The following is a 22,633-nucleotide window of genomic DNA, read 5'->3' as shown; positions in this document are numbered from 1 at the left end:
TATTCGTGACGAAAAGAGGACCGGATGCAGACTTGCCAGATCTGCGGCCGCGAACTACCGCCCGCGGGGCGCGGCAGACCCGCCCGATACTGTTCCCGCGCCTGCCGCGCCCGGGCGTACCGGGAACGTGTCGCGGCGAAACAACAAGGAGCCGCCACGACTCAGAGCACCGCGCTCTCGATCGATCGCGTGGTCCGGGCCGCGATCGGATTGGTCGACCGGGAAGGTGGTGCTGGGCCGTCCATGCGCCGCACGGCCGCCGAACTCGACGTCGGCGTGATGTCGCTCTACCGCTACGTTTCCGGCAAGGAAGAACTCGGGCGGCTCATGATCGACACGATCTTCGGCGATCACCCGCTACCGGAGCCCGGCCCGCCGGGCTGGCGGGCGAGACTGGAACTCTCCGCCCGGCAAGAGTGGGAGATATACCGCGAACATCCGTGGATACCAAAACTTTTCGCGCTGACCACCCGACCCCCCGCCTCACCGCGGCTGATGGCGTATACCGACTGGCGAATTCGCGCGGTCGACGATCTGGGCCTCGATTTCCCGACCATGGTGCGGATCGCGATCATGATCTCCACCCACACACAGAGCGCGGCGTACCCACTCGCCCACGAACAGTTCGCGAACAACACCCGGGAGGAATGGCTCGGCGCCCGCAGCGGCGAGGTCCGGGAAACGCTCGCCTCAGGCGCGCTCCCGATGGTCGCACGCTTCGGGGCCGACGCCTTCGAAGCTTCTCAGCCCCACAGCATCTTCGAATTCGGATTGCACTGCCTGCTCGACGGCGTCGCCGATACGATCTCCGCCCGGAACCACCGATGACTGCTCACCGGGACTATTCGGGTATCCCGAGCCCCTCGGCGAGGATCGGCCAAGACTTGTAGAACGCATCGCGCCAGTAGCCCCAGGAGTGCGTGCCCGACGGCGCGTAATCGAAGGTGGCCGGAATGCGAAGTCGAGCAAGCCGGTCCTGGAGGTTGCGGGTGCACCAACCGGTGGCGGCCTCGATGACACCGCCGACCACGAGCTGATTGGCCAGACCGTAGGGGCCGGGCAGGGCATAGTCGCCGTCGACGGTGTCCCACCGCCCCGGCAGGCCGTTGCCGGACGAAACGAACAATTTCGTGCCGCGCAGAGCCTCGGCGTTCACGACCGGATCATTGGCAACCCATTCCGGATCGTCGTCTTCGCCGTACATATTCCGGACATCACCGCCACCGTAGAGCTCGACCACCAATTTTGTGAATTGCTTCCCTATCGGGTCCGCAATCTGGGCACACCCGCTGTAGCCGGCGACGCTGCGGTAGAAACCGGGTGCGGCTTCGGCCATCTGCAGGACCGCGGTCGCGGTCATCGAGTTCGCGGCGATGGCATTGATCCCGTTGGTGCCCAGAGCTGCATCGACCAGCGGAGGCAGCTCGTCGAGGAAGAAGGTGCGCCATTTGTTGCGACCGAGGACGGGATCATCGTGCTTCCAGTCGGTGTAATAGGCGAACGCGCCACCGACCGGCATCACGACATTGACGTCCTTGGTGGCCAGGAAATCGCCGACATCGGTATTTGCCCACCACGTCGCCGCGTCGGTGCCCCCGCCTGCCCCGTTGACGAGGTAGAGCACCGGCCGGGGTTGTGCGGCATTGTTGGGACGCTGCACCCTGACCGTGATGTTCTCATCCATCGCCGCGGAGTGGACCAGGATCGTCAGACTGCGGCCGTCGACTCTACTGCCGACAATTCTCGAGCCGTTCGGGGCGACCGGATCGGCAAGTAACTGCTTCGACGCGATGATCGGATCGCTGGTATCGGCTGAACCGTTCCCGGCTCCGAACACCGTGACAGATGCGGCGAACATCGCAGCGGCAACGGCGACTCGCACTGCGCGCCTCAATGGTTGGCATCTCACGTCGAACCCCAGGTCTCGATCAACGACAGACATTGCGCCGGTCGGAATGGCAATCTACCGGAAGTCGGCCTTGTGGCCGGAGGTCGCGTCCAGATGCCGTCCGTCGGGGAGACGGCGAGGGAACCGGCGCCGGCTGGGTTCGGCTCATCCGGCCCGATTTTCCGTTCGGCTCGATATCCTCGGTGCCGCAACATATTCGAAGCCGGATCTGCATCAGGGAACTTCATGGGGGAGATCTCGGCCGAGGCGGTTGCCGCTTTCGTGGCCGCGCTCGCGCTGGTGGCGACCACCGCATCGGTTTTCTACTTGGCCAGGCAGACGAAGGCGGGTGAACGGAATTCGGTTGCGCGGCGCACTGACGACTTGGATGGTTGCCTGATGCGACCACGAACTCGGGACCGGACGATGCCGGACCCCCTGCACCCGGACGAACGCCCGGACCTCGCGGGCTGGCGACGGCGGCACGCGCAACGCTCGTCGAATGCCGCCCGGCCGATCCCGTCGGGCAAACAGTACCGGCGGAAACAGAAACATCCCCTGCGACAGGATCCGGGCGCTCAGCGCTGACGCGGCGGTGTGTGCCGAAACGCCGATCGGCCGATCCGCGAAACACCCGCCGCCGCGATCGCGATAACCGACCGACGCGAATTTCTCATATCTCAGTCCCGGAGCAGCCATGAGCGACACAGACCAGCGTGACGCAGACGTCATGTGGATGCGCGATGACCTGCGCCACGCCTGCCACCTGCTCGGCCTGGACGATCGGCACGGCGCCTGGATCGCCTGCGAGTTCGCACCGTGGGCGGTCGGCTACCTGGCCCGGCGCGTGAACTTCGAACTCCGGCTCCTGGAGACCGAGGCGGCATGAGGCGCTTGGTCCGGTGAGTTCCGCGGCGCAGGTCGATATGCGGGGACCGACACGCCCCCGACTTGCCGATTCGGGCCGCATCGGGTGTGATCGGCGAACGTGAGCGGAAACGGCTTCGTTTCGAAAATCGGAGTCCCGGGCGCAGTGAACCGCCGGACGGTACTGCGCGCCGGGGTGGTGACCGCCGCGGCAACGGCCCTACCGCCGACCACCGCGACAGCGGCGAACCCGGTGTTCGCGCACGGCGTCGCCTCCGGCGACCCGCTACCCGACGGTGTGATCCTCTGGACCCGAGTCACCGTGGCGCCGGACGCCGCCCCGGGTTCGGGCGCAGGCGCCCCGGCCGCCGTGCAATGGGAGATCGCCGAGGACTCCGGATTCACCGGTGTGATCGCCGCCGGGGCCCTCACAGCGGACGTGGGATCGGACCACACGGTGAAGGTGGACGTGCGCGGCCTGAACTCGGCGCACGACTACTACTACCGGTTCCGGGCGCTCGGTGAGATCTCCCCCATCGGACGAACGCGCACCGCCCCCGCGGATTCGGCCACCCCGGCCCGGCTGCGTTTCGGCGTGGTCTCCTGCTCGAACTGGGAAGCGGGCTATTTCGCTGCCTACCGCCACCTCGCTACCCGCGACGACCTCGACGCCGTCATCCATCTGGGCGACTATCTCTACGAATACGCGGCCGCATCGATCGGCGTCCGCGCCGGGACAGCCCGGGGGCATGAACCGACGCACGAGATCGTCTCGCTCGCCGATTACCGGGTCCGGCACGGACAGTACAAAACCGATCCCGACCTCATGGCCCTGCACGCGCGACTGCCTTTCATCTGCACCTGGGACGATCACGAATCCGCGAACAACGCCTGGTCCGGTGGGGCGGAGAACCACGACCCGGCCACCGAGGGCAGCTGGCCGGACCGGCGGGCCGCCTCGATGCGCGCGTATTCGGAATGGATGCCGGTCCGGATGCGGTCCGGCGCAGGTGAGACGCAGATCTACCGGCGCCTGCGATTCGGCACCCTCGCCGAACTGTCCATGCTGGACCTGCGCAGTTATCGGGACAGACAATCCGCACTCGGCATCGGGGAAGGAGACGACCCGGCGCGCACGATCACAGGAGCGCGCCAGATGGAATGGCTCACCGCGGGCTTGGTGTCCGGTTCCGCACGCTGGCAGGTGGTCGGGAATTCGGTGATGATCGCGCCCCTGGCCTTCCCGCCGCTGGATCCCGACACCACCGCGGCGGTCACGGAGGTCTTCGGTATTCCTCGCGAGGGCCTCGCACTCAACACCGACCAGTGGGACGGATATCCCGCCGACCGGGGGCGGCTGCTCCGGGCACTGACCGACCGCGGTGTCGGCGATATCGTCTTCCTGACCGGCGATATCCACAGTTCCTGGGCTGCTGACGTCCCCCTGAAGGCAGCCGATTACCCGGCCGGGCCCACCGTGGGAGCCGAATTCGTGGTCCCGTCGGTGACCTCGGCCGGGATCGGGGACCTTATGCCGACACCACCGCGCACGAGCTCGATCGCATTGGAGGATTCGGTGCGAGCGCTCAACCCGCACATTCGCTACGCGGAATTGGATTCGCACGGTTACGGCGTGATCGAGATCGGGCGCGACTCGGTGCGCATGGACTGGTACTACGTCGGCGATATCACCGACCCGGGCACCGGGGTCCGGCTCGCCGCCGCCTGGGAGCTACCGCACGGAGGCCGGATCCGTCCCGCTGGGTGACGCGATCGCCGGGTGCGTAGGTAACACAGTTCGGATCACGGTCGAATTAATCATTCCAACCCGGTCGCGGGGTTGCTTCAATGCCGTTATGCACCAGTCTCTTTCTCTTGCCGCGCGTTTCCGTCTCAGGCCGGTCGCGATGCTGCTCGCTGTCGCCGCTGCCGGAATGGCGCTGACCGGGTGCACCAGCAGCGACGAACCCGGTGGCGCGGCACTGGATACGCCGCTGCCCACCGCTGTTCCGCCCGGCACCACCTTGGTGATCGCCGATCAGCAGGAGCGTTTCCAGACGGCGCTGCGCGCTTCCGGTGAACTGGAGAAACTGCCGTTCAAGGTGGAGTTCGCGAACTTCATCGGCGGTCCGGAGATTCTGGAGGCCTTCCGGGCGGGGGCGGCCGACGTGGCTCCCGTAGGTGATGTGCCGCCGATCCATGCGCTGGCCGCCGGTCAGGATGTGCCCATCATCGCCGCGTACCAGACCGATCCGGCGGGGATCAAGCTCGCGGTCGCGCCCGGTGTGACGGCGACCCGGTTGACGGATCTGAAGGGAAAGAAGATCGCCTACGCCGAGGGCACCGCCCAGCAGGCCGCGGTCTTGCGCGCATTGGACAAGGCCGGTCTGAGCCCGTCCGATGTCGAACTCGTGAACCTGAAGCTGGCCGATTTCAACGATGCGGTCCGGACAGGTCAAGTCGATATCGCGCCGTTGAACGAGCCGCGACTGACCCGGTTCCTGCGTACTCCGGGAGCTACCGCGATCGCCGATTCGGAGACCGAGGGCATCTATTTCGGCCTGGGCTACCTGTACGCCCGTCGGGAGGCGACCCAGGATCCGGCGAAATCCGCCGCACTGCGCGCGCTGGTGGGGGCATTCATCCGGTCGTTCCACTGGAGCAACACTCATCGTGACGAGTGGGCCCGGATCTACTACATCGAGAATCAGAAACTCAGTGCCGAGGACGCCGGCCGGATCGTCGATTCGCTCGGGGAGTTCACCTTCCCGCATCTGGATCAGAAGTTGATCGACGCACAGCAGGCGACCATCGATGTCATCGACGCGGCAGGTCACTTGCCGCGCAAGGTCGAGGCCGCGGATGGTTTCGATACACGCTTCGACCAGGTGGTCACCGAGACCGTCCCGGCGGCGGGCGCACGATTCGAACGGGAGACACAGTAGTGGCGACCATAGAGATCTCCGCGGGCGCACGGACCGGTTCCGCCCCGCTCACGGCACCGGCCCGGGCCGCCCGGGCCGGTCGCCGGGTCCGGCTCGGACCCGGTCGGCCGATTCCGTTCGGTTTCGCGCTGGGGCCGGTATTGCTGCTGGTCGCCTGGGTGATCGGTTCGCTGTCGGGCGTACTCGACGCCGAAACGCTGCCGGCGCCGTGGGATGTGGCCCGGACCGCGGGCGACCTGATCGCCGAGGGCACCCTGCAGTCCAATCTGCTGACCTCACTGCAACGGGCCGCGATCGGTCTCGTGCTCGGTGTTTCGCTCGGCGTGGTCCTCGCCCTCGTTTCCGGTCTGAGCCGGGTCGGTGAGGCGCTCGTCGACGGCCCGGTACAGATCAAACGTTCCATTCCGACCCTCGCGTTGATCCCGCTGTTCATCGTCTGGTTCGGGATCGGCGAGGAGATGAAGCTGATCGTCATCACCGCCAGTGTGCTGGTTCCGGTGTACATCAACACACATGCCTCGCTGCGCGGGGTCGATGCCCGCTATGTGGAGCTGGCGCGGACGGTCGGGTTGTCGCGGTGGGGTTTCATCCGCCGGGTGGCACTGCCAGGTTCGCTGCCGGGTTTCTTCACCGGTCTGCGGCTGGCCGTCACCATCTCCTGGCTGGCGCTGGTGGTGGTGGAACAGGTCAACGCCACCAGCGGTATCGGCTACCTGATGACCCAGGCCCGAACCTACGGCCAGATCGACGTCATCGTGGTCGGCCTGGTGATCTACGGCCTGCTCGGTCTCTTCGGCGATCTGGCCGTCCGCGCGCTGGAGAGGAGGTCGCTGGCATGGCGACAGACACTGTCGGACTGACCGTGAAGGTCCGCGACCTGCGCCGCGGGTTCGGTGACCGGATCGTGTTGCGTGGCGTGGATCTCGATATCGCGCGGGGCGAGTTCGTGGCGCTGCTGGGCCGCAGCGGATCGGGGAAGAGCACCCTGTTGCGTGCGCTCGGCGAACTGGATCACGATGTCGCCGGCGACGGTGAGCTGACGGTCCCGCAGGAGCGATCGGTGGTGTTCCAGGATTCCCGGCTGCTGCCGTGGATCAAGGTGCTCGACAATGTCACACTCGGGCTGACCGGTCCGGAGGCCGCGCAGCGTGGCCGCGACGCCCTCGCCGAGGTCGGTCTGGCGGGCCGGGAGAAAGCTTGGCCCCGGGAGCTGTCGGGCGGCGAACAGCAGCGGGTGGCGCTGGCCCGGTCGCTGGTGCGGGAACCCGCGCTGCTCCTCGCCGACGAACCGTTCGGGGCGTTGGACGCGCTGACCCGGATCCGGATGCACGGATTGCTACAGGATCTGTGCGCGCGGCACCGGCCGGCGGTACTGCTGGTCACCCACGATGTCGACGAGGCGGTACTGCTCGCCGATCGGGTGCTGGTGCTGGACCAGGGCCGTATCGCGGTCGATCTGTCCATCGAACATGCCCGGCCGCGTCGGCACGGCGATCCCGTCGCGGCCCACTACCGCGAACAACTCCTGACCGCGCTCGGTGTCTCCACCGACCCCACTCAGTACGAGGACGATTCACGATGACCGAACCACGCCAGTTGAGTCTCAACGCCTTCATCTATCCGGCCGGGCACCACGAGGCGGCGTGGCGGCATCCGGCCAGCCGCCCGGACCGGATCTACGATGTCGGCTACTACCAGGAGATCGCCCGAACCGCCGAGGCCGCGACCTTCGACGCGGTGTTCTTCGCCGACGGACCGGCGCTGCGGACCAACATCGCCTACAACGCGGCCCCCGGCCTCGAACCGATCACGCTGCTCACCGCCATCGCGGCGGCGACTACACATCTGGGTCTGATCGCCACCGCGTCGACGACCTATTACGAGCCCTACAATCTGGCCCGGTTGTTCTCCTCGCTGGACCATATCTCCGGCGGCCGGGCCGGCTGGAACATCGTCACCACCGGTACCGATCTCGCCGCCGCCAATTTCGGGCTCGACCGGCATCCCGACCACACCGAGCGCTACGCCCGGGCACGCGAATTCGTCGACGCGGTCACGCAACTGTGGGACAGCTGGGAGGACGACGCCATCCTGCTGGATCGCGCCGGTGGCCGGTACGCGGATCCGGACAAGATCCATCCCATCGACTTCGCGGGCGAGTACCTGCGGGTGCGCGGACCTTTCAACTCGGCGCGCACCCCCCAGGGCTATCCGGTGCTGGTACAGGCCGGGGCCTCCAACGACGGCCGTGCCTTCGCCGGTAAGTACGCCGAGGCGATCTTCACCGCGCACCAGCGACTCGGCGATGCCCAGGCGTTCTACAGCGATATCAAGCGACGGGCGGCGGAGTTCGGCCGCGAGCCGGAGCAGGTGAAGATCCTGCCCGGGATCAGTCCGTTCATCGCCGGTACCGAGACCGAGGCCAGGCAGTTGGAACGGGAGTTCAACGAACTCACGGTACCCGAGTACGGCATCCAGCAGCTGGAATCCCTTGCGCACGAATCGCTGCGGCATCTGGAACTCGACGAACCGGTCCCGGTCGAGTTGTTCGCCGACGCCGGTGATGTCACCGACAACTCGGCCAGTCGCCGACAGGTGGTCGCCGGAATCGTCGCGCGGGAGCGGCCGACCCTGCGCGGCCTGCTGCACCGCTTGGCCGGTGCGCGCGGGCACCGGGTGTTCGCGGGCACACCCGAGCAGGTGGCCGACACCATCGAGGAATGGTTCCGGACCGGCGCCGCCGACGGTTTCAATGTGATGCCGCCCTACTATCCCGGTGGGTTGGAGATCTTCACCGAGACCGTGGTGCCCATCCTGCGGCAGCGTGGCCTGTTCCGGACCGAGTACTCCGGCACCACGCTGCGCGACCATTTCGGGTTGCCCAAACCGGCGAGCCGATTCGCGCCGCAACCGGTGGCCGGGTAGCGACCGCTATCGCGATCCGCCACGGTCGGACAGCGCGGAGACCAGATCGGCTGCGGCTGCGGCGAGTTCGATCCGGGCGACATGCGGCAGGGTCGCGGCGAGTTTCCCGGCGATGGCCGCGCGGATATCCTCGCCGATCGCCAGCCCTTCGGCGGTCGGCGCCACCCGGCTGATCCGGCGATCGGCCGGATCCGGTTGCCGCGCCACATAACCGCGACGCTCCAGCCGGTCCACCATGCCGGTGATATTGGTTTTGTCGCAGCCGAGCGCGGCGGCGATTTCGCCGAAGTTCGGGTGCTGGTCCTGGACCAGGCAGAGCAGGGCGATCTGCTGGGCAGTGAGCCCGAATTCTCGTGCTATCGCACCGTAGAACGCGTTCACCTCACGGTAGAGCCCACCGAGGGCGGCAACCAGGTCGTGATCGTTCACTGCCACGAAAATCAGTTTAGATGATCGACAGTTGATGAGTTACGGTCATCAGTCGATGACATCCACTATTCGTACACTCGAACACCGGTCCTGCCGTCTCGACCCTCGATCGGCCGTCTCGTCGCGCCGCACCGGTGAGGTTCGGACGCCGTGAAGGAACCGCAATGGTCTGTTTCGCTCGAAGAGCTCAACGAGGACAACCTGTATCTCCTGCTGGAGGCGGCGGTCGCGGACGCCGATCCGCTGGAGGTGATGACCCCTGTCGACGGACCACCCGGGTGGACACCGCTGCGTAGGCGGTCGTTCATCGAATTCCATCGTGGTCGCGCATTGCATCCGACCCGGCCCACGGAACGAACCTTCACCATCACGCTCGACGGGAAGGTCATCGGAGCTACTCGGCTCGAACCTCATGGCGACGATGTCGAGGCAGGGATCTGGATCGGCCGGTCGTACCGCAATCACGGAATCGGCCGCATTGTCATCACACAACTGCGCATACTTGCCGTCGAGAGCGGCGCCCACCACATCACCGCGTCCACGACGCTCGGCAATACTGCGGCTCGCCGACTCATCGACACGGCCCTGCGTGCCCGAGCGCACATCGACAACGACAAGGTCCTCGGGATATCAGACCTCGAATGAGGCCCGCACCGCCGTCTCGTTGTCCACCGTGCGCCCTGCAGCACTCCGGAGAGGTACGGCACACCCGGCAGCGCCGCCGCCCTGCCCCGCCCAGCGCCGGATTCCGGTCATCGGGCCCTCGAACCCCGGGTCCCCCATTCCTCGGCGAGGAGTCGATGCGAAGTCAGGCGATCCTCGTGCCGATAGGTGACGCTGGTGACAACCAATTCGTCGGCGCCGGTGAGATCGCGGAGCGCGGACAGACGCGCCGCGACAGATGCGGGAGTTCCGACGAACTGGGTGTTCACCCGGTCGTCGACCAACTGTCGCTCATGGTCGGCCAGCGGCGGCGCGGTATCCGGGTCGAGGTATTCCGCCGCCCCCGCGCCGCTACGGATGCTGGAAACCCAATGCCCATAGGTGGAGGCCAGATGCCGCGCCCGCGACTCCTCCACGGCAACTACGACATCCGCAGAGACCACCAGATACGGTTCCGGGTACCGCGCGGAGGGCCGGAATGCCTCGCGGTATGCCTCGACGGTTTCCAGGATGGTTCCCGGTGACACGTGGTAGTTGGCCACGAAGGGTAGTCCGAGCGAACCGGCGAGCTGGGCACTCTCCCCACCGCTGCTGCCGAACAACCACAGTTCGACCCCGGCGTCCTCCCCGGGAACCGCGTGCAGAGCGATACCGTCGGCGGTCGTGAATGTTCCGGCGAGCAGCGCACGGATCTCGGCGACCTGCCGGGCGTAGTCGAGCGGTTCGGCGCCCGGTAGTCGCAACGCCTCCAGCGATGCCGCCAACCGGGTCGTGTCGCGGATCTGCGTCGGAGCGAAGGGCGGCGGAACGACCACCCCGTCGCGTACCACGGTGGGACGGGGCGGTGCCGGTGCCGGCGGTGCGCCCGGCGACCGGAGCTGCCCGATCCGGTGCGCCGAACGGCCGAGCCCCAGATCGAGGCGACCGGGGTGGAGGGCATCGATGGTGCCGAACGATTCGACAACCGAAGCCGAGGTCCGGTAGCCGGCCTGCACCGCGGCCGTACCGACCCGGATGGTCTCGGTGGCGCCGGCGATGAGAGCGATCAGTTCGGTCGGTGCCGAGGAGGCGACCGCGACGAAATGGTGTTCGGCCACCCAGAACCGCCGATACCCCCATGCCTCGGCGTTCCGGGCCAGGTCGACGGTGTTACGGATCGCCTGCCGGGCAGTCGATCCGGTACTGATCGGCGAGAGATCCAGCACTGACAGGGGGACCGTCATGACGCACGCACTTTCTCGTCGGCTCGATGAGGATGGCGCAGACCCAGATGTTCGCGCAGGGTCGTGCCGGTGTATTCGGTGCGGAAATTGCCGCGGTCCTGCAGCTCCGGCACCACCTTGTCGACGAATTCGTCGAGCCCGGCCGGGGTGAGGTGGGGCATCAGGATGAACCCGTCGGCGGCATCCTCTTGTACGTACCGGTCGATCTCGGCGGCGACCTGCGCCGGCGAGTCGACGAACTGCTGGCGCGCGGTGACCTCGATGATCAGTTCGCGGATCGACAGGTTCTCCGCCTCGGCTCGGGCCTCGATATCCAGTCCGGCGCAGTCCGCGGCGCTGGCCGCGTCCACCCAGTAGCCGGGGGTGAACAGATCCTCGGCACGTGAGTCGGCGCGCCGCCAGGACGCGGGACGCACTCCCGCACCGGACAATTCGACGGCGAGCAACAGTGGCGGCACCGGCGTCATCACGCGGTCCTCTCTCTCGGCCGGTGGTGGCGCGCGGCACCCGGTACGGCCAGTAGCAGTTCCCGCGTGAACTCGTGCCGGGGCGCTTCGAAGATCTCCGCGGTCGGACCGGTTTCCACGATGCGACCCTCGCGCATGACCGCGACCCGGTCGCTCATCCCGCGGACCACAGCCAGATCATGGGAGACGAACAGATAACTCAGCGACAGCTCCGATTGCAGATCGTCGAGAAGGCTCAGGATCTGCGCCTGCACCGAGACATCCAACGCGGACACCGGTTCATCGAGAATCACCAGATCCGGGCGCAGGGCCAGGGCACGGGCGATGGCCACGCGCTGGCGTTGACCGCCGGAGAGTTCGGCGGGCCGCCGTCCCGCGGCGGAGACAGGTAGCGCGACCTGGTCGAGTAGTTCGGCGACCCGGTCGCCTCGGGTCGAGCGATCTCCGATACCGAAGGCCCGCAACGGCTCGGCCACGATGTCGCCGATAGTCAGTTTCGGGTTGAGCGAGCTGTACGGGTTCTGGTAAACGATCTGGACCCGTCGCCGCCACTCCCGCAAACGGGCGCCGCGCAGCGAGCCGATATCGGTGCCGTCGAATTCGACCGTGCCGCGATCGGGGTTCTCCAGCCGGGCGACGATCCGGGCAGTAGTGGATTTGCCGGAGCCGGACTCGCCCACGACAGCCAGGGTTTCGCCCCGGTCGATCGTCAGCGAGACATCGGTGACAGCCGCCAGGGTTGTGCCCCGCGCCACCCGGAAGGTTTTGTGCAGCCCGTGGGCCGTCAGCAGCGGTGTCGTGGCGCGCGGACGTTCGGGGCGCCGCGTCCGACTCGTTCCCGAGGCGGCGGCCAGCAGGCGGCGGGTGTACTCGTGTCGCGGCTCGGTGAAAACCTCGTCGGCGGGACCCGATTCAACGATCCGGCCGTGCCGCATCACCACGATCCGATCGGCGCGATCGGCGGCGACCCCGAGGTCGTGGGTGATCAGCAGGACCGCCGTTCCCGATTCGGCGGTGCGACCGGCCAGATGGTCGAGGATCCGCCGCTGCACGGTGACATCGAGGGCACTGGTCGGCTCGTCGGCGATCACCAGGCGCGGCCCGCACGCGAGTGCGATGCCGATGAGTACCCGCTGGCGCTGGCCGCCCGACAGGTCCTGCGGGAACTGACGGGCTCGCAGAGCAGGACGATCGATACCGGCCTCGGTGAGTATCCGGACGGCTTCGGCGCGCGCGGTCCGCCGATCCCCGCGACCGTGGATCCGCAGCGTCTCGGCGACCTGGTCGCCGATGCGCAGCACCGGGTTCAGCGAGACCGCGGGATCCTGTGGAACCAAACCGATCTGGGTGCCGCGGATCCGCCGCCAGGCCCGCTCCGGTAGCCGCTCGAGATGTTCGCCGGCGAAGGTCACCGTGCCGGCGGTGACTTCTCCCCCGCCGCTCAACAGGCCGATCACCGCGTGGGCCAGACTGGATTTACCCGATCCGGATTCCCCGACCACAGCGACCGTCTCACCGGCGTGGATCGTGAGCGATATCGCGTCGACAGCCGTGGTCGTCGTGGTACCGGTCCGGTATTCGACAGTCAACCCCTCGACCTGTAGCAGCGGTTCCCCGGTGCCGGGCCCGCTCACAGCGAACCTCCGGCCAGGAACAGTTGCGGCATCCGTCCGGCCAGCCCGGCCTGGAACCGCCAGCCCGCACGGAGGAAACCGTGGAACCGGCGTACTGTCACCACCAGCGGGTCGGCTTCGAGGTCTGCTCCGGACACCGGAGGCCGGTCGGCCCGCACACGGGCGGTCTCGTGATGTGTCACCGCGATCCTTCCTGGGCGAAAGCCCGGCCGACGCGCTGGGCGGCGAGCACCACCGCGACGATGACCAGACCGGGCAAAGTGGTCAGCCACCAGGCGGTGGCGAGATAGTTACGTCCCTCCGAGATCAGCGATCCCCATTCCGGTGTCGGCGGGGCCGCACCGTAACCGAGGAAGCTGAGCGAGGACACGGCGAGGACCGCGAGACCGAACTCGACGGCGGCCAGCGCGGCGACCGGTGCGTAGGCGTTGCGCAGCACATGCCGGAACAACACCCCGTGCCAGCGCACTCCGCAGGCGCGGGCGGCCTCCACATAGGGCGCCTGCCGAACCCGTAGCACTTCCGCGCGCATCAACCGGGCGAACCGCGCGATGAGCGCGACTCCGACCGCGAGCGCTACATTGCCCGTACCGAATCCGAGCACTGTCACCAGGGCGAGCGAGACCAGCAGTTCCGGAATCGACAGCAGTACGTCCACGCAGCGCATGACCACGCTGTCCACGGTGCCGCCCACTACGCCCGACACCACCCCGAGCAGCGAACCGGCCACCAGTCCGATCGCCACGGCGAGTACGGTCGCGGTCAACGACAGCGCGGCCGCGTGCACGACCCGGGTGTAGAGGTCGCGACCGAGGTTGTCGGTGCCGAACCAGTGGTGTGGCCCCGGTCCCTGGAACTTCTCGCCGGGCACGCCCGTCAACGGGTCACCGCTGGAGAACAACGCCGGCACCACCGCCCAACCGAGGACGAGAACCAATACGGCGCCGGAGATCACCACACCCGCACCTGGACGGCCCGGGCGGGGTGACCGTGCCTTCTCCCACTGGGGTGTGACGAGTTCGCGAACCTCAGGCAAGGGCCCTCTCCTTCCCACGGAACCCGTCCACCACCCGCGCGTCGAGCAACGGATATGCCAGATCCACCAGCAGATTCACCAGCACGTACACCGCCGCACTGAAAACGACGATGCCCTGTACCACCGGAATGTCCTGATTCAGCACCGCCGTCTGAGTGAGGCGGCCGACCCCGGCGCGCGCGAAAACCGTTTCCACGATCACCGATCCGGCGAGCACCGTGCCGACCCAGACCCCGGCGATGGTGAGCGCCGGCCCGACCGCCGCGCGCAGCACATGCCGCCACTGCACCCAGGCGCGGGACGCGCCCTTCGCGAACGCGACCGCGACGAACGGCTGCTGCCACGTGGTGATCAGATTGCTGTAGAGCACCTGCGCGATCACCGCCCCCACCGGGACGGACAGGGTGACCGCGGGCAGAATCGTCCCGCTGAAACCGGTACCGCCGAACGCGGGGACCAGCCGCAACTGGAACGAGAACAGGTGCAGCAGGATCAACCCGACCCAGAATGTGGGCATGGACGCCCCGACCGGCGGCAGCGCGGTCAGCAGACCGCGCAGCCGTTCGCTCTGGGTATAGGAGGCGGCCAGCGCCAGGGCCGATCCGAACACCACGGCCAGCAGCAGCGTCGTACCGGCCAGCGCGAGTGTGGAGGGCAATGCCTCCCCGATGGCCTCGACGACGGTCTGACCGGTGCTCAGCGAATGCCCCAGATCACCGCGCACAGCGTGGATCACGGCCGTCCCGTACTGCTCCCACAGGGGTTTGTCCAGGCCGTACCTGGCCTGTAGTTCGGCCACCGCGGCGGCGTCGACCGGTGTGCCCGGGCTGGCGTCCACAGCGAGCTGCACCGGATCGGCGGGCAGCAGGTACAGCACCGCGAACGAGATCGTGAACGCCGCCCACAGCACGCCGACGGCCTGGAGCACCCGCAGCAGCACATATCGGGCCGGTACGGTCATCGGCCGCTCAGCCAGGTGTCGAAGAACTGCAGACGTGCCGACGCCTCGAAGGTCAGGCCTTGAACCGTGTTCGCGACACCGATGGCCTGGGAGAGCTCGATGGTCGGGATCCACAATCCCTCGGCGAGCAACAGCCGCTGCGCCTCCCCGATCTGCCGGCCTCGCTTCGGGGCGTCGACCGTCGCCAACTGACCGGACAACACCTCGTCGAGTGCCGGGATCGCGCCGCGGTCGTTGAGGTTGCGGGCGTCGAGCCCGAAGTTGGTGCGCAGGATATCGCCGTCGGCGCGGGTGACGTTGTAGTAGATGGTGTCGAAATCCTTGGTGTTCTGCCGCAGCGTGTAGTCGGCGCTGGCGGCCGGCTCCAGCCGCAACTCCACACCCGCGGCCCGCAGCTGCTGCTGCAGGAGCTCGAGGATGGCCTGATTCCCGGCGAAGGCCGCACTGAACAGCACCCCGAACGACAGTCGTTCCCCGTTCTTCGCGCGAACACCGTCGCCACCCAGCACCCAGCCCGCCGCGTCGAGGGCCCGCTTCGCCGCGTCGATATCGAATCCGAGGTCACCGCTGAGATCGATGTAGCCGGGTGTCGTATGGGCGAGCGGGCTGGTCGCGGCCCGGAACTGCGTACCCAGCACCGTATCGACGAGTTCTTGCCGGTTGACCGCGGGCAGCAGTGCCGTACGTACCGCACGATCTCGCAGCGGGCCCCGTGTGACGTTCGGTTGCAGACCGAAGGTGATACCCGGATTGGAAGCGGTGGCCACCCGGCCACCCGCGGCTTCGATCTGGGGCGCGTCCTGCGGCAGGGCATCGCTGGTCGCGTCCAGCTGGCCGGACACCAGACTGCCCGTGCGTACCCCGGACTCCGGGACGACCGTGAATTCGATACGGTCGAGGTACGCCTCACCCTGGTGCGCGAATACCGCCGAGCCCCAGTTGTATCCGGCGCGCTTGGCCAGGGTGACCGAATCACCCTGGCGGTACTCGGTATAGGTGAACGGGCCGCTGCCGATCGTATCGCCGAGGCAGCGCTGTTCGGCATCTTTCGCGGTGGTGACCGCGGCGAGGATTCCCAGCTGCGGTGTCGACGTCGCCTGCAGGAATTGCACATTGGGTGCACTGAATCGCACCCGCGCGGTCTGCGGATCCAGCACATCGGTGCCGGTGTAGCCGGCGAGATAGGTCGCGGCCAGCGGCGCCTTCGCGCCACCCAGCACGTGCACTACCGAATCCAGGGTCCCGCGTACCGATTCCGCGGTCAGTGGGGTGCCGTCGCTGAAGGTCACTCCGTCGCGCAGATGGAAGGTGAAGGTCCGCGCGTCCGGACTCACCTCCCAGCGTTCGGCCAGCCACGGCCGGATCTCACCGCTCGCCGGATCCTGATCGGTCAGCGAATCGGCGACCTGCCGGGTGACATAGATCGTCTGGTTGGTACCGCCCTGCGCCGGATCGGAGCAGGTCGGTGCCTGAGAGAGTCCGTACCGCAGAGTTCCACCGGGCTGCGGTGGACCGCTGATACCGGCCGGGTTCACCCCGCCTCCACACGCCGCGACGGCGTACAGAGCGGCGACTACCCCGAAAAGGGTTACGGGTCGTTTCATCGAGTTCTCCGGATCGCACCGCGTCGGCGACCGGCCGCGGCATCGTCGAGCGGGGCCGCCGACTCGGCGGTCTCCCGGATACTGGAAAAAACGTTAGACAGCGGCCGGTGCGGCGTCGCCGGTCTCGATCACTCTGAATCCAAACCTTGGGCGCGGACGACGGCCGACGCCCGGCTGGGACCCCGCGATATCCGCGGAGGCCGCGTCCGGGCCACCCGGCACACGAAGAAGCCTCACGAAAACGCTTCGACTCCGGACTGTCGCAGGGCGGGTACGGCCACGTCGAGCATATCGAGAGCGAATTCCCCGTACTGGGCCGCGATCTCCTCCGCGCTCACTCCCCCGTTCTCGCGGTACCACTGCGAGATCCCGGTACACATGGTGGTGATCGCTCGGCCCACCATCCGGGGGTGCGGGGTGGTGAGCTCACCCGCGGCGGCGGCCGCGGCGATCTCGTCGTCGACTATCTGCTGGAGTTCGCTGCGTGAGCGGGCGATCCGGGTGCGGTCGACGGGCAGCAGGCTGCGCATCTCGCTGGCTCCGATGAAGCCCAGTTCCCGGCGGTGGGTATGGAACAGCGCCAGTGCCTCCACGATCAACCGCACCCGCTCGACCCCGTCGCGGCCCTCGGCACGGGCCGCGCGGATCCGCCAGTGCAGATCTTCCATGGTGAGGTCGAGGATCCGCACCAGCACTTCCTGTTTGTCGCGGTAGTGGTGGTAGAGGCCGGGCACACTGGTGCCCGCGCGTTGTGCCAGCGCGCGCACTGTGGTGCCGTGGTAGCCGATCTCCACGAACAAGGCGATGGCGGCCGTGAGCACCGGGTCGAATCCGGGCGGACCGAACTCACGCCAGCGTCCGGGTCCGGGCGTTTCGCGCATGCCCGGCCGGGGCGCCGGGGCGGCGGGGCGGAGGAGAGCCGGGGCGGCGGCTGACCCGCCCAGCAGATCGTGCGCGGGTACGCCGAGGGCCGAGGCCAGGTCGGTGAGGCGGCCCACCGAGATACCGGTGCGCCCGTTCTCCAGCGCGCTCAGCGTCGCCGGGCTCACCCCGATCCGTCGCGCGACCTCGCGCAGCGACAGCCCGCCGGCACGGCGCGCGGCCCGGATCGCTTCGTGCGGCGGCAGTGGCCCGTGGGCGATCGGATCCAGCATGCTGTTCAGCATATCCGAACATCCTACGATCACCCAGTATCGATATCACGCAGTTCAGAAGCTAGTTTTGACATCTCGACACCCTGATGAGAGTGTTCATTCGGAGCGATCGCTCGGTTGGCTCAGCGATCCGCCGGAACGCCAGGAGGACTGCGATGCCGATCGATCTGACCTATTCCGCCGATGTCGAGGCACTGGTTGAGCGCACGCGCGTATTCGTGCGCGAGTCGGTCCTGCCGGTCGAGGACGACAATCGCGGCGATATCGCCGCGGCCGGCGGCGACGCTATCCGGGTCGCATTGCAGGAGCAGGCACGGGAGGCCGGGGTGTTCGCCCCGCACGCGCCGATCGAGTACGGCGGGCACGGACTGTCGATGTCGGACCGCGCGCCGGTGTTCGAGGAAGCCGGCTATTCGCTGTTCGGTCCGACCGCGCTCAATATCGCCGCCCCCGACGAGGGCAACGTGCATATGCTCGCCCATATCGCCGACCCGGAACAGAAGGCGCGCTACCTGGAACCACTGGCCCGCGGTGTCCTGCGGTCCGCCTTCGCCATGACCGAACCCGCGCCCGGCGCCGGTTCCGATCCCTCCGCGCTCGCCACCCGGGCGGCGAAGGTGGACGGCGGTTGGCGGATCAACGGCCACAAACACTTCATCACCGGGGCCGACGGCGCCGGATTCTTCATCATCATGGCCCGCACTTCCGGTGAGCCGGGTCAGCGCGGCGGCGCCACCATGTTCCTCGCACCCGCCGACACCCCTGGTCTCCGCGTAGGCCGCCATATCGAGACCCTGGACCGCGCCATGATCGGCGGCCACTGCGAGGTCTTCTTCGAGGATCTGTTCGTGCCCGACGAGGCGGTGCTCGGTGCCGTCGACCGCGGTTTCGAATACGCACAGGTCCGGCTCGGTCCGGCAAGGATGACCCATGTGATGCGCTGGCTCGGTGCCTGCCGCCGAGCCCATGATGTCGCCGTCACCTACGTCGCGGAGCGCGAAGGTTTCGGGTCGGCCATCGGCAGCCTCGGCCTCGCCCAGAAGATGGTGGCGGACAACGAGATCGATATCGCCGCGAGTCGCGCGCTGCTGGTGCGCGCCTGCTGGGAGCTCGACAACGGCCGACAGGCCGGTGACGCTACATCCATAGCCAAGACCTTCGCGGCCGAGGCCATCTTCCGCGTCGTCGACCGCAGCATCCAGCTCTGCGGTGGGCTCGGTGTCTCCGAGGATCTGCCCCTGGCTCGGCTCTCCCGCGAGGTCCGGCCGTTCCGGATCTACGACGGCCCTTCCGAAGTGCACCGCTGGGCCATCGCCAAACGCGCCGTGGGCGCTGCCCGCCGCGCGGCCGCCGCCCGCTGATCCGCCGGCACCGACGCCGAAGATGAAAACGCCGCCAGGTGAAGCACCTGGCGGCGTCGAGCCGCCCGGCGCCGACAGGCGCCACGACTCCGAGGCCGACGTCCCACAAGCGCCTCTCGGCGAGTGGTCGCTCGTAGCGACTGAAGGGGTGAGGCCCGGGGCTGTCCGGACGCCGACAGCCAGTTCAACCGGCACACCGCGCGGACTATTCCGACCGGCCGATGTGACCCGGCGAACGGCCGCACCGCGCGGGCCGAGGACACAGAAGCCGGTCGACAGTACCTGCCGCGCTCAGTGCGAGAGGGCGATCTTCACCACGACCACCGTGGTCGCGACCAGGGTCAGCAAGGTCGCGGCGACGACCGAGGCCCGACCGGGATGTTCGCCACGCAACCGGCCGATCACGAAAACGATCCCACCGATCCGGATCAGCACGACCACCTCGGCGAGGATCTGCGCGGCCCGCGGCTCGATCCACCCCAGCCAACCGGCGGCCAGGATCGCACAGGGCAGAACCGCCGAGCTCAAGATCGGCACGGAGTTCCGCAGTTCACGGACCCGGTCGCTCATCGTCGCGGTGCGGCGCTGCCGCACACTGTCACCGACGGTTTCGGCGAAACTGTGCGCGATGAAAGTGGAGGCGGCGGTACCGAGCACCACCAGGATCCCGACGTGTTTGTACGAGGTCACCACCGGGACCAAAGCGGTCAGGACCAGAATGTTGCCGTAGATGTAGGCACTGACACGGCTGGCCGCGTTACCCGGGTCCAGCGGCATACGGCGCGAGAAAAGCGGACCGTGGATAAGCGTGTGCTGGTCGGTATCCATCGGCATCCTCCACACGATCGCTGTCGGCCGCTCCACGCCGTGCACGCACCGTAGACGCAGCCGCACACCCCGGCCTCCGACCTCCGGATGCTGCGGCGTTTCGCCTGCCGCGGACCTCGACTTCCGGACCTCTCGTTTCACCCACAGCGGGTGAGGTGGCGGCACCGGGCCTGCGCGAGTCTGGTGAGTCGACAACTCGCGGAAAGGCGGGATATGGCGACCTATAGGACCGAGCCGGAGCGCTCCCCGGTGAAACGCGGCGTCGCCGCGGTGACCTCGATCGCCGCCGCGGTGTTGCTGCTCGCGGTCGGCGTGCTGTCGATCTTGGCGGGTATCTCCGCCGTGGCGACCGATGAGTTGTTCGTGACGGGCCCCGATTACATTCTCCAGTTCTCGACCACCACCTGGGGCTGGATCCATATCGTGCTCGGCGCGCTGCTGGCGATCACGGCGATCGCGTTGATGACCGGCGCACTGTGGGCACGGATCGCCGCGGTGTTCCTGGCGGGTCTGTCGATCATCGCGAACTTCCTGTGGATCCCCTACTACCCGTGGTGGTCGATCGTGGTCATCGCCCTGGACCTCGTCGTCATCTGGGCGGTCTCGACCTGGCGACCCGACCGAATGTGATCGAAGTGTTCGCAGGCTGACAGTCGGCTAGTGTCGCAGTGGATTGTTCCGCGTCACGATGAGCGGGTCCGCGGGCGTGAACGGCAACTCGGGCAGCTCGTCGAGGGCGACACCGAACGTGGCCGCGAGGACCTTGCGCGAATAGGCGCTCATCGACGCGCGGTAACCGATATCGGCCGGCGTCGGCTGGTCGAAGAAGATCAGCAGATGAACCCGGGGTGCGTCGAGCACTTCGATGTGATGCGGATAGGCGCGCGGGACGAAGTACACTTCGCCCTCGTTCACCGTGTAGGTGTCCACGGTCCCGTCGGGATCCATGACGGCCATCCGCGCCGAACCCTCGTGCACGTAGCCCATCTCCGCGGTCACCGGATGCCAATGCGGTTCACGCATACCGTCCTCACGTACCCGCAGCGAATACATCGATATGTCGTGCAGAGCGGGCCAGAACTGCTGACGGGCAGTACGCGCCGAACCGACCGGTGAGTCCACCGGGGCGGGCATGGCTTCGACGGCGAAATGGTGCGGGTCGCCGAAATGAGCACCGGCGGGGATATCGGGGGCACCGTCGCGCCGCGCGACCAGGCATGCGGTGGTGCCGCGGCGGATATCGGCGAAAGCGGCCGCGGGCAGGTCGTAGGTATTGCCGAGAACGGAGTCTGTCATCGCGCCGACGGCAGCGCTGAGACCGAAATCCTCGGGTCGTTCGTGGCGGAAGGCCAGGATGAATTCGGCGTCCGTCTCGCCGATGTTCTCGACGTGATGCAGGGCACCGGAGTCGATATGGAACATCTCTCCCGCTGTAACGAGAAAAGAGGAGAACCGGCTGCCGTCGTCCAGCACCGATACCAGCGCCTGCCCGGCGGTGCAGTAGGTGAGCTCGGTGGTATTGGCATGCCAATGAGGTTCACGGAAGGCACCGGGTGCCAGGGTGAGGCGTTTGATCGACAGGCCGGAAAGGATCGGAAAGCTGTCCGCGGTGAGTCTGGTCAGCGAGCCGAGTTCGCTGCGGTAGACCTTCTCGCCCTGCCACAACGATGCGACGTGGACCGACGGGTTGCGCATAGATCCTCCTTCATCGCAGGTGAGGTCCTATCGATCATGCGCTCGCGCGGACGCGACGGCCATCGTCGGGCAACGCGGCGAGCAGCGGACACGGCGTACGCGGCCGGTGCCGGAGGCCGGTGGTCACCGGCGAATAGCCGGGTGATGCCGATATCGCCCGCGTCGGCTACCGGAACCGACGTCGGAGCGGGCTCAACCGTGCCCAGCGGTTGCGCGCCGCTGGGCACGGTGCGCGAGTGCGTCGAGGATACGACGCCATGCCGGTGACGCCTCGGCGATCCGGGAAGAGATCAGTCGCAGACTCTCCGGTCGGCCGCTGGCCCGCTCGTGTGCGATCTCCCATGCGTCCAGATCGTCGATGAGCCGGTCCAGGCGCGGATCGTGCGGGTCCCAGTCGACCGATCGATCGCAGGCGAGATACAGGCGCAGCGTCTCGGGATCGTCGAGGCCCGCGGTCTTGTCCTGGATCCGCTGCGGCAGGGCGAGCGGGTCCAGGGCCTGCAACAGGATCCACGAGTCCCGTTCGGCTCGCACTCTGTGTTCGCTGACGCCGAGATCGCGCATCCGGTTCAAGATGGCGACCACCTCGGCGGGCAGGACCAGGTTCTCGCCGCTCGCCAGATCGGCGATGCGGCGGCGGGATTCGAGGAGCCGGTCGATCCTGCGCTGCAATCCGGCGTCGATATCGGTGATGGCCGCCTCGAATTCATCCGGCCGGGCATGGAGCAGCACGCCGATACGGGCCAGCGGAACACCGGCGTCGGCGAGGGTCCTTATCCGGATCAGATCCACGGCCGCCTGCGCACTGTAGCGGCGATAACCGGAGGCGTCACGCTCGGGCTCGGGTAGCAGGCCGACATGATGGTAGTGCCGAACGGTACGCACGGTCACTCCCGCGGTCGCCGCGAGCCGGCCGATCGTGAGCACCGTCCTCCTCGAGTCTTCGAAGAACA

23 protein-coding genes and 1 pseudogene are annotated in these 22,633 nt (G+C 67.6%); 11 read left to right on the top strand and 13 right to left on the bottom strand.

Annotation, left to right across the window (positions count from 1 at the left end; genetic code table 11):
* Positions 1-24 precede the first annotated feature (24 nt).
* The gene (locus OG405_RS08015; protein ID WP_327150975.1) at positions 25-828 is read left to right on the top strand and encodes a TetR/AcrR family transcriptional regulator; all 804 of its coding nucleotides are present in this window, start codon (positions 25-27) and stop codon (positions 826-828) included.
* Between the two features lie 13 nt (positions 829-841).
* On the opposite strand, the gene OG405_RS08010 is transcribed toward OG405_RS08015, so the two are convergent.
* On the bottom strand, positions 842-1,858 hold the full coding sequence (locus OG405_RS08010; RefSeq protein ID WP_327152270.1) for an alpha/beta hydrolase: 1,017 nt from the start codon (positions 1,856-1,858) through the stop codon (positions 842-844).
* 276 nt (positions 1,859-2,134) lie between these two features.
* Between OG405_RS08010 and OG405_RS08005 the strand changes: the two genes are divergently transcribed.
* The 7 genes from OG405_RS08005 to OG405_RS07975 all read left to right on the top strand — a co-directional run bounded on the left by OG405_RS08005 (position 2,135) and on the right by OG405_RS07975 (position 8,625).
* Positions 2,135-2,476, top strand: a complete 342-nt coding sequence (locus OG405_RS08005) for a hypothetical protein (RefSeq protein WP_327150974.1) — start codon at positions 2,135-2,137, stop codon at positions 2,474-2,476.
* A 109-nt stretch (positions 2,477-2,585) separates the two neighbouring features.
* Positions 2,586-2,777, top strand: coding sequence for a hypothetical protein (locus OG405_RS08000; protein WP_327150973.1), 192 nt, complete (start codon positions 2,586-2,588; stop codon positions 2,775-2,777).
* A gap of 144 nt (positions 2,778-2,921) precedes the next feature.
* Positions 2,922-4,523 carry an alkaline phosphatase D family protein gene (locus OG405_RS07995; RefSeq protein ID WP_327150972.1) on the top strand — a complete coding sequence of 534 codons (1,602 nt, stop codon included), beginning with the start codon at positions 2,922-2,924 and terminating at the stop codon, positions 4,521-4,523.
* A gap of 139 nt (positions 4,524-4,662) precedes the next feature.
* Positions 4,663-5,700, top strand: a complete 1,038-nt coding sequence (locus OG405_RS07990; RefSeq protein WP_327150971.1) for an ABC transporter substrate-binding protein — start codon at positions 4,663-4,665, stop codon at positions 5,698-5,700.
* On the top strand, positions 5,700-6,560 hold the full coding sequence (locus tag OG405_RS07985; protein ID WP_327150970.1) for an ABC transporter permease: 861 nt from the start codon (positions 5,700-5,702) through the stop codon (positions 6,558-6,560). Before OG405_RS07990 ends, OG405_RS07985 begins: the two co-directional genes overlap by 1 nt.
* Positions 6,536-7,282 carry an ABC transporter ATP-binding protein gene (locus OG405_RS07980; RefSeq protein WP_327150969.1) on the top strand — a complete coding sequence of 249 codons (747 nt, stop codon included), beginning with the start codon at positions 6,536-6,538 and terminating at the stop codon, positions 7,280-7,282. The genes OG405_RS07985 and OG405_RS07980 overlap by 25 nt, the downstream gene beginning before the upstream one ends.
* Positions 7,279-8,625 carry an LLM class flavin-dependent oxidoreductase gene (locus OG405_RS07975; protein WP_327150968.1) on the top strand — a complete coding sequence of 449 codons (1,347 nt, stop codon included), beginning with the start codon at positions 7,279-7,281 and terminating at the stop codon, positions 8,623-8,625. The genes OG405_RS07980 and OG405_RS07975 overlap by 4 nt, the downstream gene beginning before the upstream one ends.
* Before the next feature lie 6 nt (positions 8,626-8,631).
* Here the strand turns inward: OG405_RS07975 and OG405_RS07970 are convergent, their stop codons facing one another.
* Positions 8,632-9,060 carry a MarR family winged helix-turn-helix transcriptional regulator gene (locus tag OG405_RS07970; RefSeq protein ID WP_327150967.1) on the bottom strand — a complete coding sequence of 143 codons (429 nt, stop codon included), beginning with the start codon at positions 9,058-9,060 and terminating at the stop codon, positions 8,632-8,634.
* 144 nt (positions 9,061-9,204) lie between these two features.
* Between OG405_RS07970 and OG405_RS07965 the strand changes: the two genes are divergently transcribed.
* Positions 9,205-9,699: a GNAT family N-acetyltransferase gene (locus OG405_RS07965; protein ID WP_327150966.1), complete on the top strand. Its 495-nt coding sequence runs from the start codon at positions 9,205-9,207 to the stop codon at positions 9,697-9,699.
* A 107-nt stretch (positions 9,700-9,806) separates the two neighbouring features.
* Here the strand turns inward: OG405_RS07965 and OG405_RS07960 are convergent, their stop codons facing one another.
* The 8 genes and pseudogenes from OG405_RS07960 to OG405_RS07925 form a co-directional block, all read right to left on the bottom strand.
* Positions 9,807-10,940, bottom strand: a complete 1,134-nt coding sequence (locus tag OG405_RS07960) for an LLM class flavin-dependent oxidoreductase (RefSeq protein WP_327150965.1) — start codon at positions 10,938-10,940, stop codon at positions 9,807-9,809.
* A pseudogene (locus tag OG405_RS07955) lies at positions 10,937-11,245 on the bottom strand (F420-dependent methylene-tetrahydromethanopterin reductase); the annotation flags it as partial. The gene OG405_RS07960 and the pseudogene OG405_RS07955, both read right to left, overlap by 4 nt.
* 161 nt (positions 11,246-11,406) lie before the next feature.
* Entirely contained in the window at positions 11,407-13,041 is a 1,635-nt protein-coding gene (locus OG405_RS07950; RefSeq protein ID WP_442790678.1) for a dipeptide ABC transporter ATP-binding protein, read from the bottom strand.
* A complete protein-coding gene (locus tag OG405_RS07945; protein WP_327150964.1) occupies positions 13,038-13,223 on the bottom strand; it encodes a hypothetical protein in 186 nt (61 codons plus the stop codon). Before OG405_RS07945 ends, OG405_RS07950 begins: the two co-directional genes overlap by 4 nt.
* Positions 13,220-13,999: an ABC transporter permease gene (locus tag OG405_RS07940; RefSeq protein WP_327152268.1), complete on the bottom strand. Its 780-nt coding sequence runs from the start codon at positions 13,997-13,999 to the stop codon at positions 13,220-13,222. The genes OG405_RS07945 and OG405_RS07940 overlap by 4 nt, the downstream gene beginning before the upstream one ends.
* Positions 14,000-14,069: 70 nt before the next feature.
* On the bottom strand, positions 14,070-15,038 hold the full coding sequence (locus OG405_RS07935; protein ID WP_327150963.1) for an ABC transporter permease: 969 nt from the start codon (positions 15,036-15,038) through the stop codon (positions 14,070-14,072).
* The gene (locus tag OG405_RS07930) at positions 15,035-16,642 is read right to left on the bottom strand and encodes an ABC transporter substrate-binding protein (RefSeq protein ID WP_327150962.1); all 1,608 of its coding nucleotides are present in this window, start codon (positions 16,640-16,642) and stop codon (positions 15,035-15,037) included. Before OG405_RS07930 ends, OG405_RS07935 begins: the two co-directional genes overlap by 4 nt.
* 233 nt (positions 16,643-16,875) lie before the next feature.
* Complete coding sequence (locus tag OG405_RS07925; protein ID WP_327150961.1) at positions 16,876-17,808, bottom strand: helix-turn-helix domain-containing protein; 933 nt, start codon at positions 17,806-17,808, stop codon at positions 16,876-16,878.
* A gap of 143 nt (positions 17,809-17,951) precedes the next feature.
* Between OG405_RS07925 and OG405_RS07920 the strand changes: the two genes are divergently transcribed.
* Positions 17,952-19,157 carry an acyl-CoA dehydrogenase family protein gene (locus OG405_RS07920; RefSeq protein ID WP_327150960.1) on the top strand — a complete coding sequence of 402 codons (1,206 nt, stop codon included), beginning with the start codon at positions 17,952-17,954 and terminating at the stop codon, positions 19,155-19,157.
* A 291-nt stretch (positions 19,158-19,448) separates the two neighbouring features.
* Here OG405_RS07920 and OG405_RS07915 read toward each other — a convergent pair whose 3' ends face one another.
* Positions 19,449-19,985 (bottom strand): hypothetical protein, encoded by a 537-nt coding sequence (locus OG405_RS07915; RefSeq protein WP_327150959.1) that lies wholly within the window; start codon positions 19,983-19,985, stop codon positions 19,449-19,451.
* Positions 19,986-20,198: 213 nt separating this feature from the next.
* Here OG405_RS07915 and OG405_RS07910 point away from each other — a divergent pair, with 213 nt between their 5' ends.
* Positions 20,199-20,615: a DUF7144 family membrane protein gene (locus OG405_RS07910; RefSeq protein ID WP_327150958.1), complete on the top strand. Its 417-nt coding sequence runs from the start codon at positions 20,199-20,201 to the stop codon at positions 20,613-20,615.
* A gap of 27 nt (positions 20,616-20,642) precedes the next feature.
* Here the strand turns inward: OG405_RS07910 and OG405_RS07905 are convergent, their stop codons facing one another.
* Together OG405_RS07905 and OG405_RS07900 are read right to left on the bottom strand one after the other, a co-directional pair.
* Positions 20,643-21,680 carry a cupin domain-containing protein gene (locus tag OG405_RS07905; RefSeq protein ID WP_327150957.1) on the bottom strand — a complete coding sequence of 346 codons (1,038 nt, stop codon included), beginning with the start codon at positions 21,678-21,680 and terminating at the stop codon, positions 20,643-20,645.
* Positions 21,681-21,872: 192 nt separating this feature from the next.
* Positions 21,873-22,607, bottom strand: coding sequence for a MerR family transcriptional regulator (locus OG405_RS07900; protein WP_327150956.1), 735 nt, complete (start codon positions 22,605-22,607; stop codon positions 21,873-21,875).
* Between the last annotated feature and the right edge of the window lie 26 nt (positions 22,608-22,633).

The organism is Nocardia sp. NBC_01329, from assembly GCF_035956715.1.
In the GTDB taxonomy this organism is placed as follows: Bacteria; Actinomycetota; Actinomycetes; order Mycobacteriales; family Mycobacteriaceae; genus Nocardia.
The sequence above is the reverse complement of the archived record's forward strand: the minus strand, read 5'-3'. Positions and strand labels throughout refer to the sequence as shown.

Coding starts and splice junctions, on each gene's coding strand:
- OG405_RS08015 (WP_327150975.1), top strand. CDS start 25: ATGCAGACTTGCCAGATCTGCGGCCGCGAACTACCGCCCGCGGGGCGC.
- OG405_RS08010 (WP_327152270.1), bottom strand. CDS start 1,858: ATGTTCGCCGCATCTGTCACGGTGTTCGGAGCCGGGAACGGTTCAGCC.
- OG405_RS08005 (WP_327150974.1), top strand. CDS start 2,135: ATGGGGGAGATCTCGGCCGAGGCGGTTGCCGCTTTCGTGGCCGCGCTC.
- OG405_RS08000 (WP_327150973.1), top strand. CDS start 2,586: ATGAGCGACACAGACCAGCGTGACGCAGACGTCATGTGGATGCGCGAT.
- OG405_RS07990 (WP_327150971.1), top strand. CDS start 4,663: ATGCTGCTCGCTGTCGCCGCTGCCGGAATGGCGCTGACCGGGTGCACC.
- OG405_RS07980 (WP_327150969.1), top strand. CDS start 6,536: ATGGCGACAGACACTGTCGGACTGACCGTGAAGGTCCGCGACCTGCGC.
- OG405_RS07975 (WP_327150968.1), top strand. CDS start 7,279: ATGACCGAACCACGCCAGTTGAGTCTCAACGCCTTCATCTATCCGGCC.
- OG405_RS07960 (WP_327150965.1), bottom strand. CDS start 10,940: ATGACGGTCCCCCTGTCAGTGCTGGATCTCTCGCCGATCAGTACCGGA.
- OG405_RS07935 (WP_327150963.1), bottom strand. CDS start 15,038: ATGACCGTACCGGCCCGATATGTGCTGCTGCGGGTGCTCCAGGCCGTC.
- OG405_RS07930 (WP_327150962.1), bottom strand. CDS start 16,642: ATGAAACGACCCGTAACCCTTTTCGGGGTAGTCGCCGCTCTGTACGCC.
- OG405_RS07925 (WP_327150961.1), bottom strand. CDS start 17,808: ATGCTGAACAGCATGCTGGATCCGATCGCCCACGGGCCACTGCCGCCG.
- OG405_RS07920 (WP_327150960.1), top strand. CDS start 17,952: ATGCCGATCGATCTGACCTATTCCGCCGATGTCGAGGCACTGGTTGAG.
- OG405_RS07915 (WP_327150959.1), bottom strand. CDS start 19,985: ATGGATACCGACCAGCACACGCTTATCCACGGTCCGCTTTTCTCGCGC.
- OG405_RS07910 (WP_327150958.1), top strand. CDS start 20,199: ATGGCGACCTATAGGACCGAGCCGGAGCGCTCCCCGGTGAAACGCGGC.
- OG405_RS07905 (WP_327150957.1), bottom strand. CDS start 21,680: ATGCGCAACCCGTCGGTCCACGTCGCATCGTTGTGGCAGGGCGAGAAG.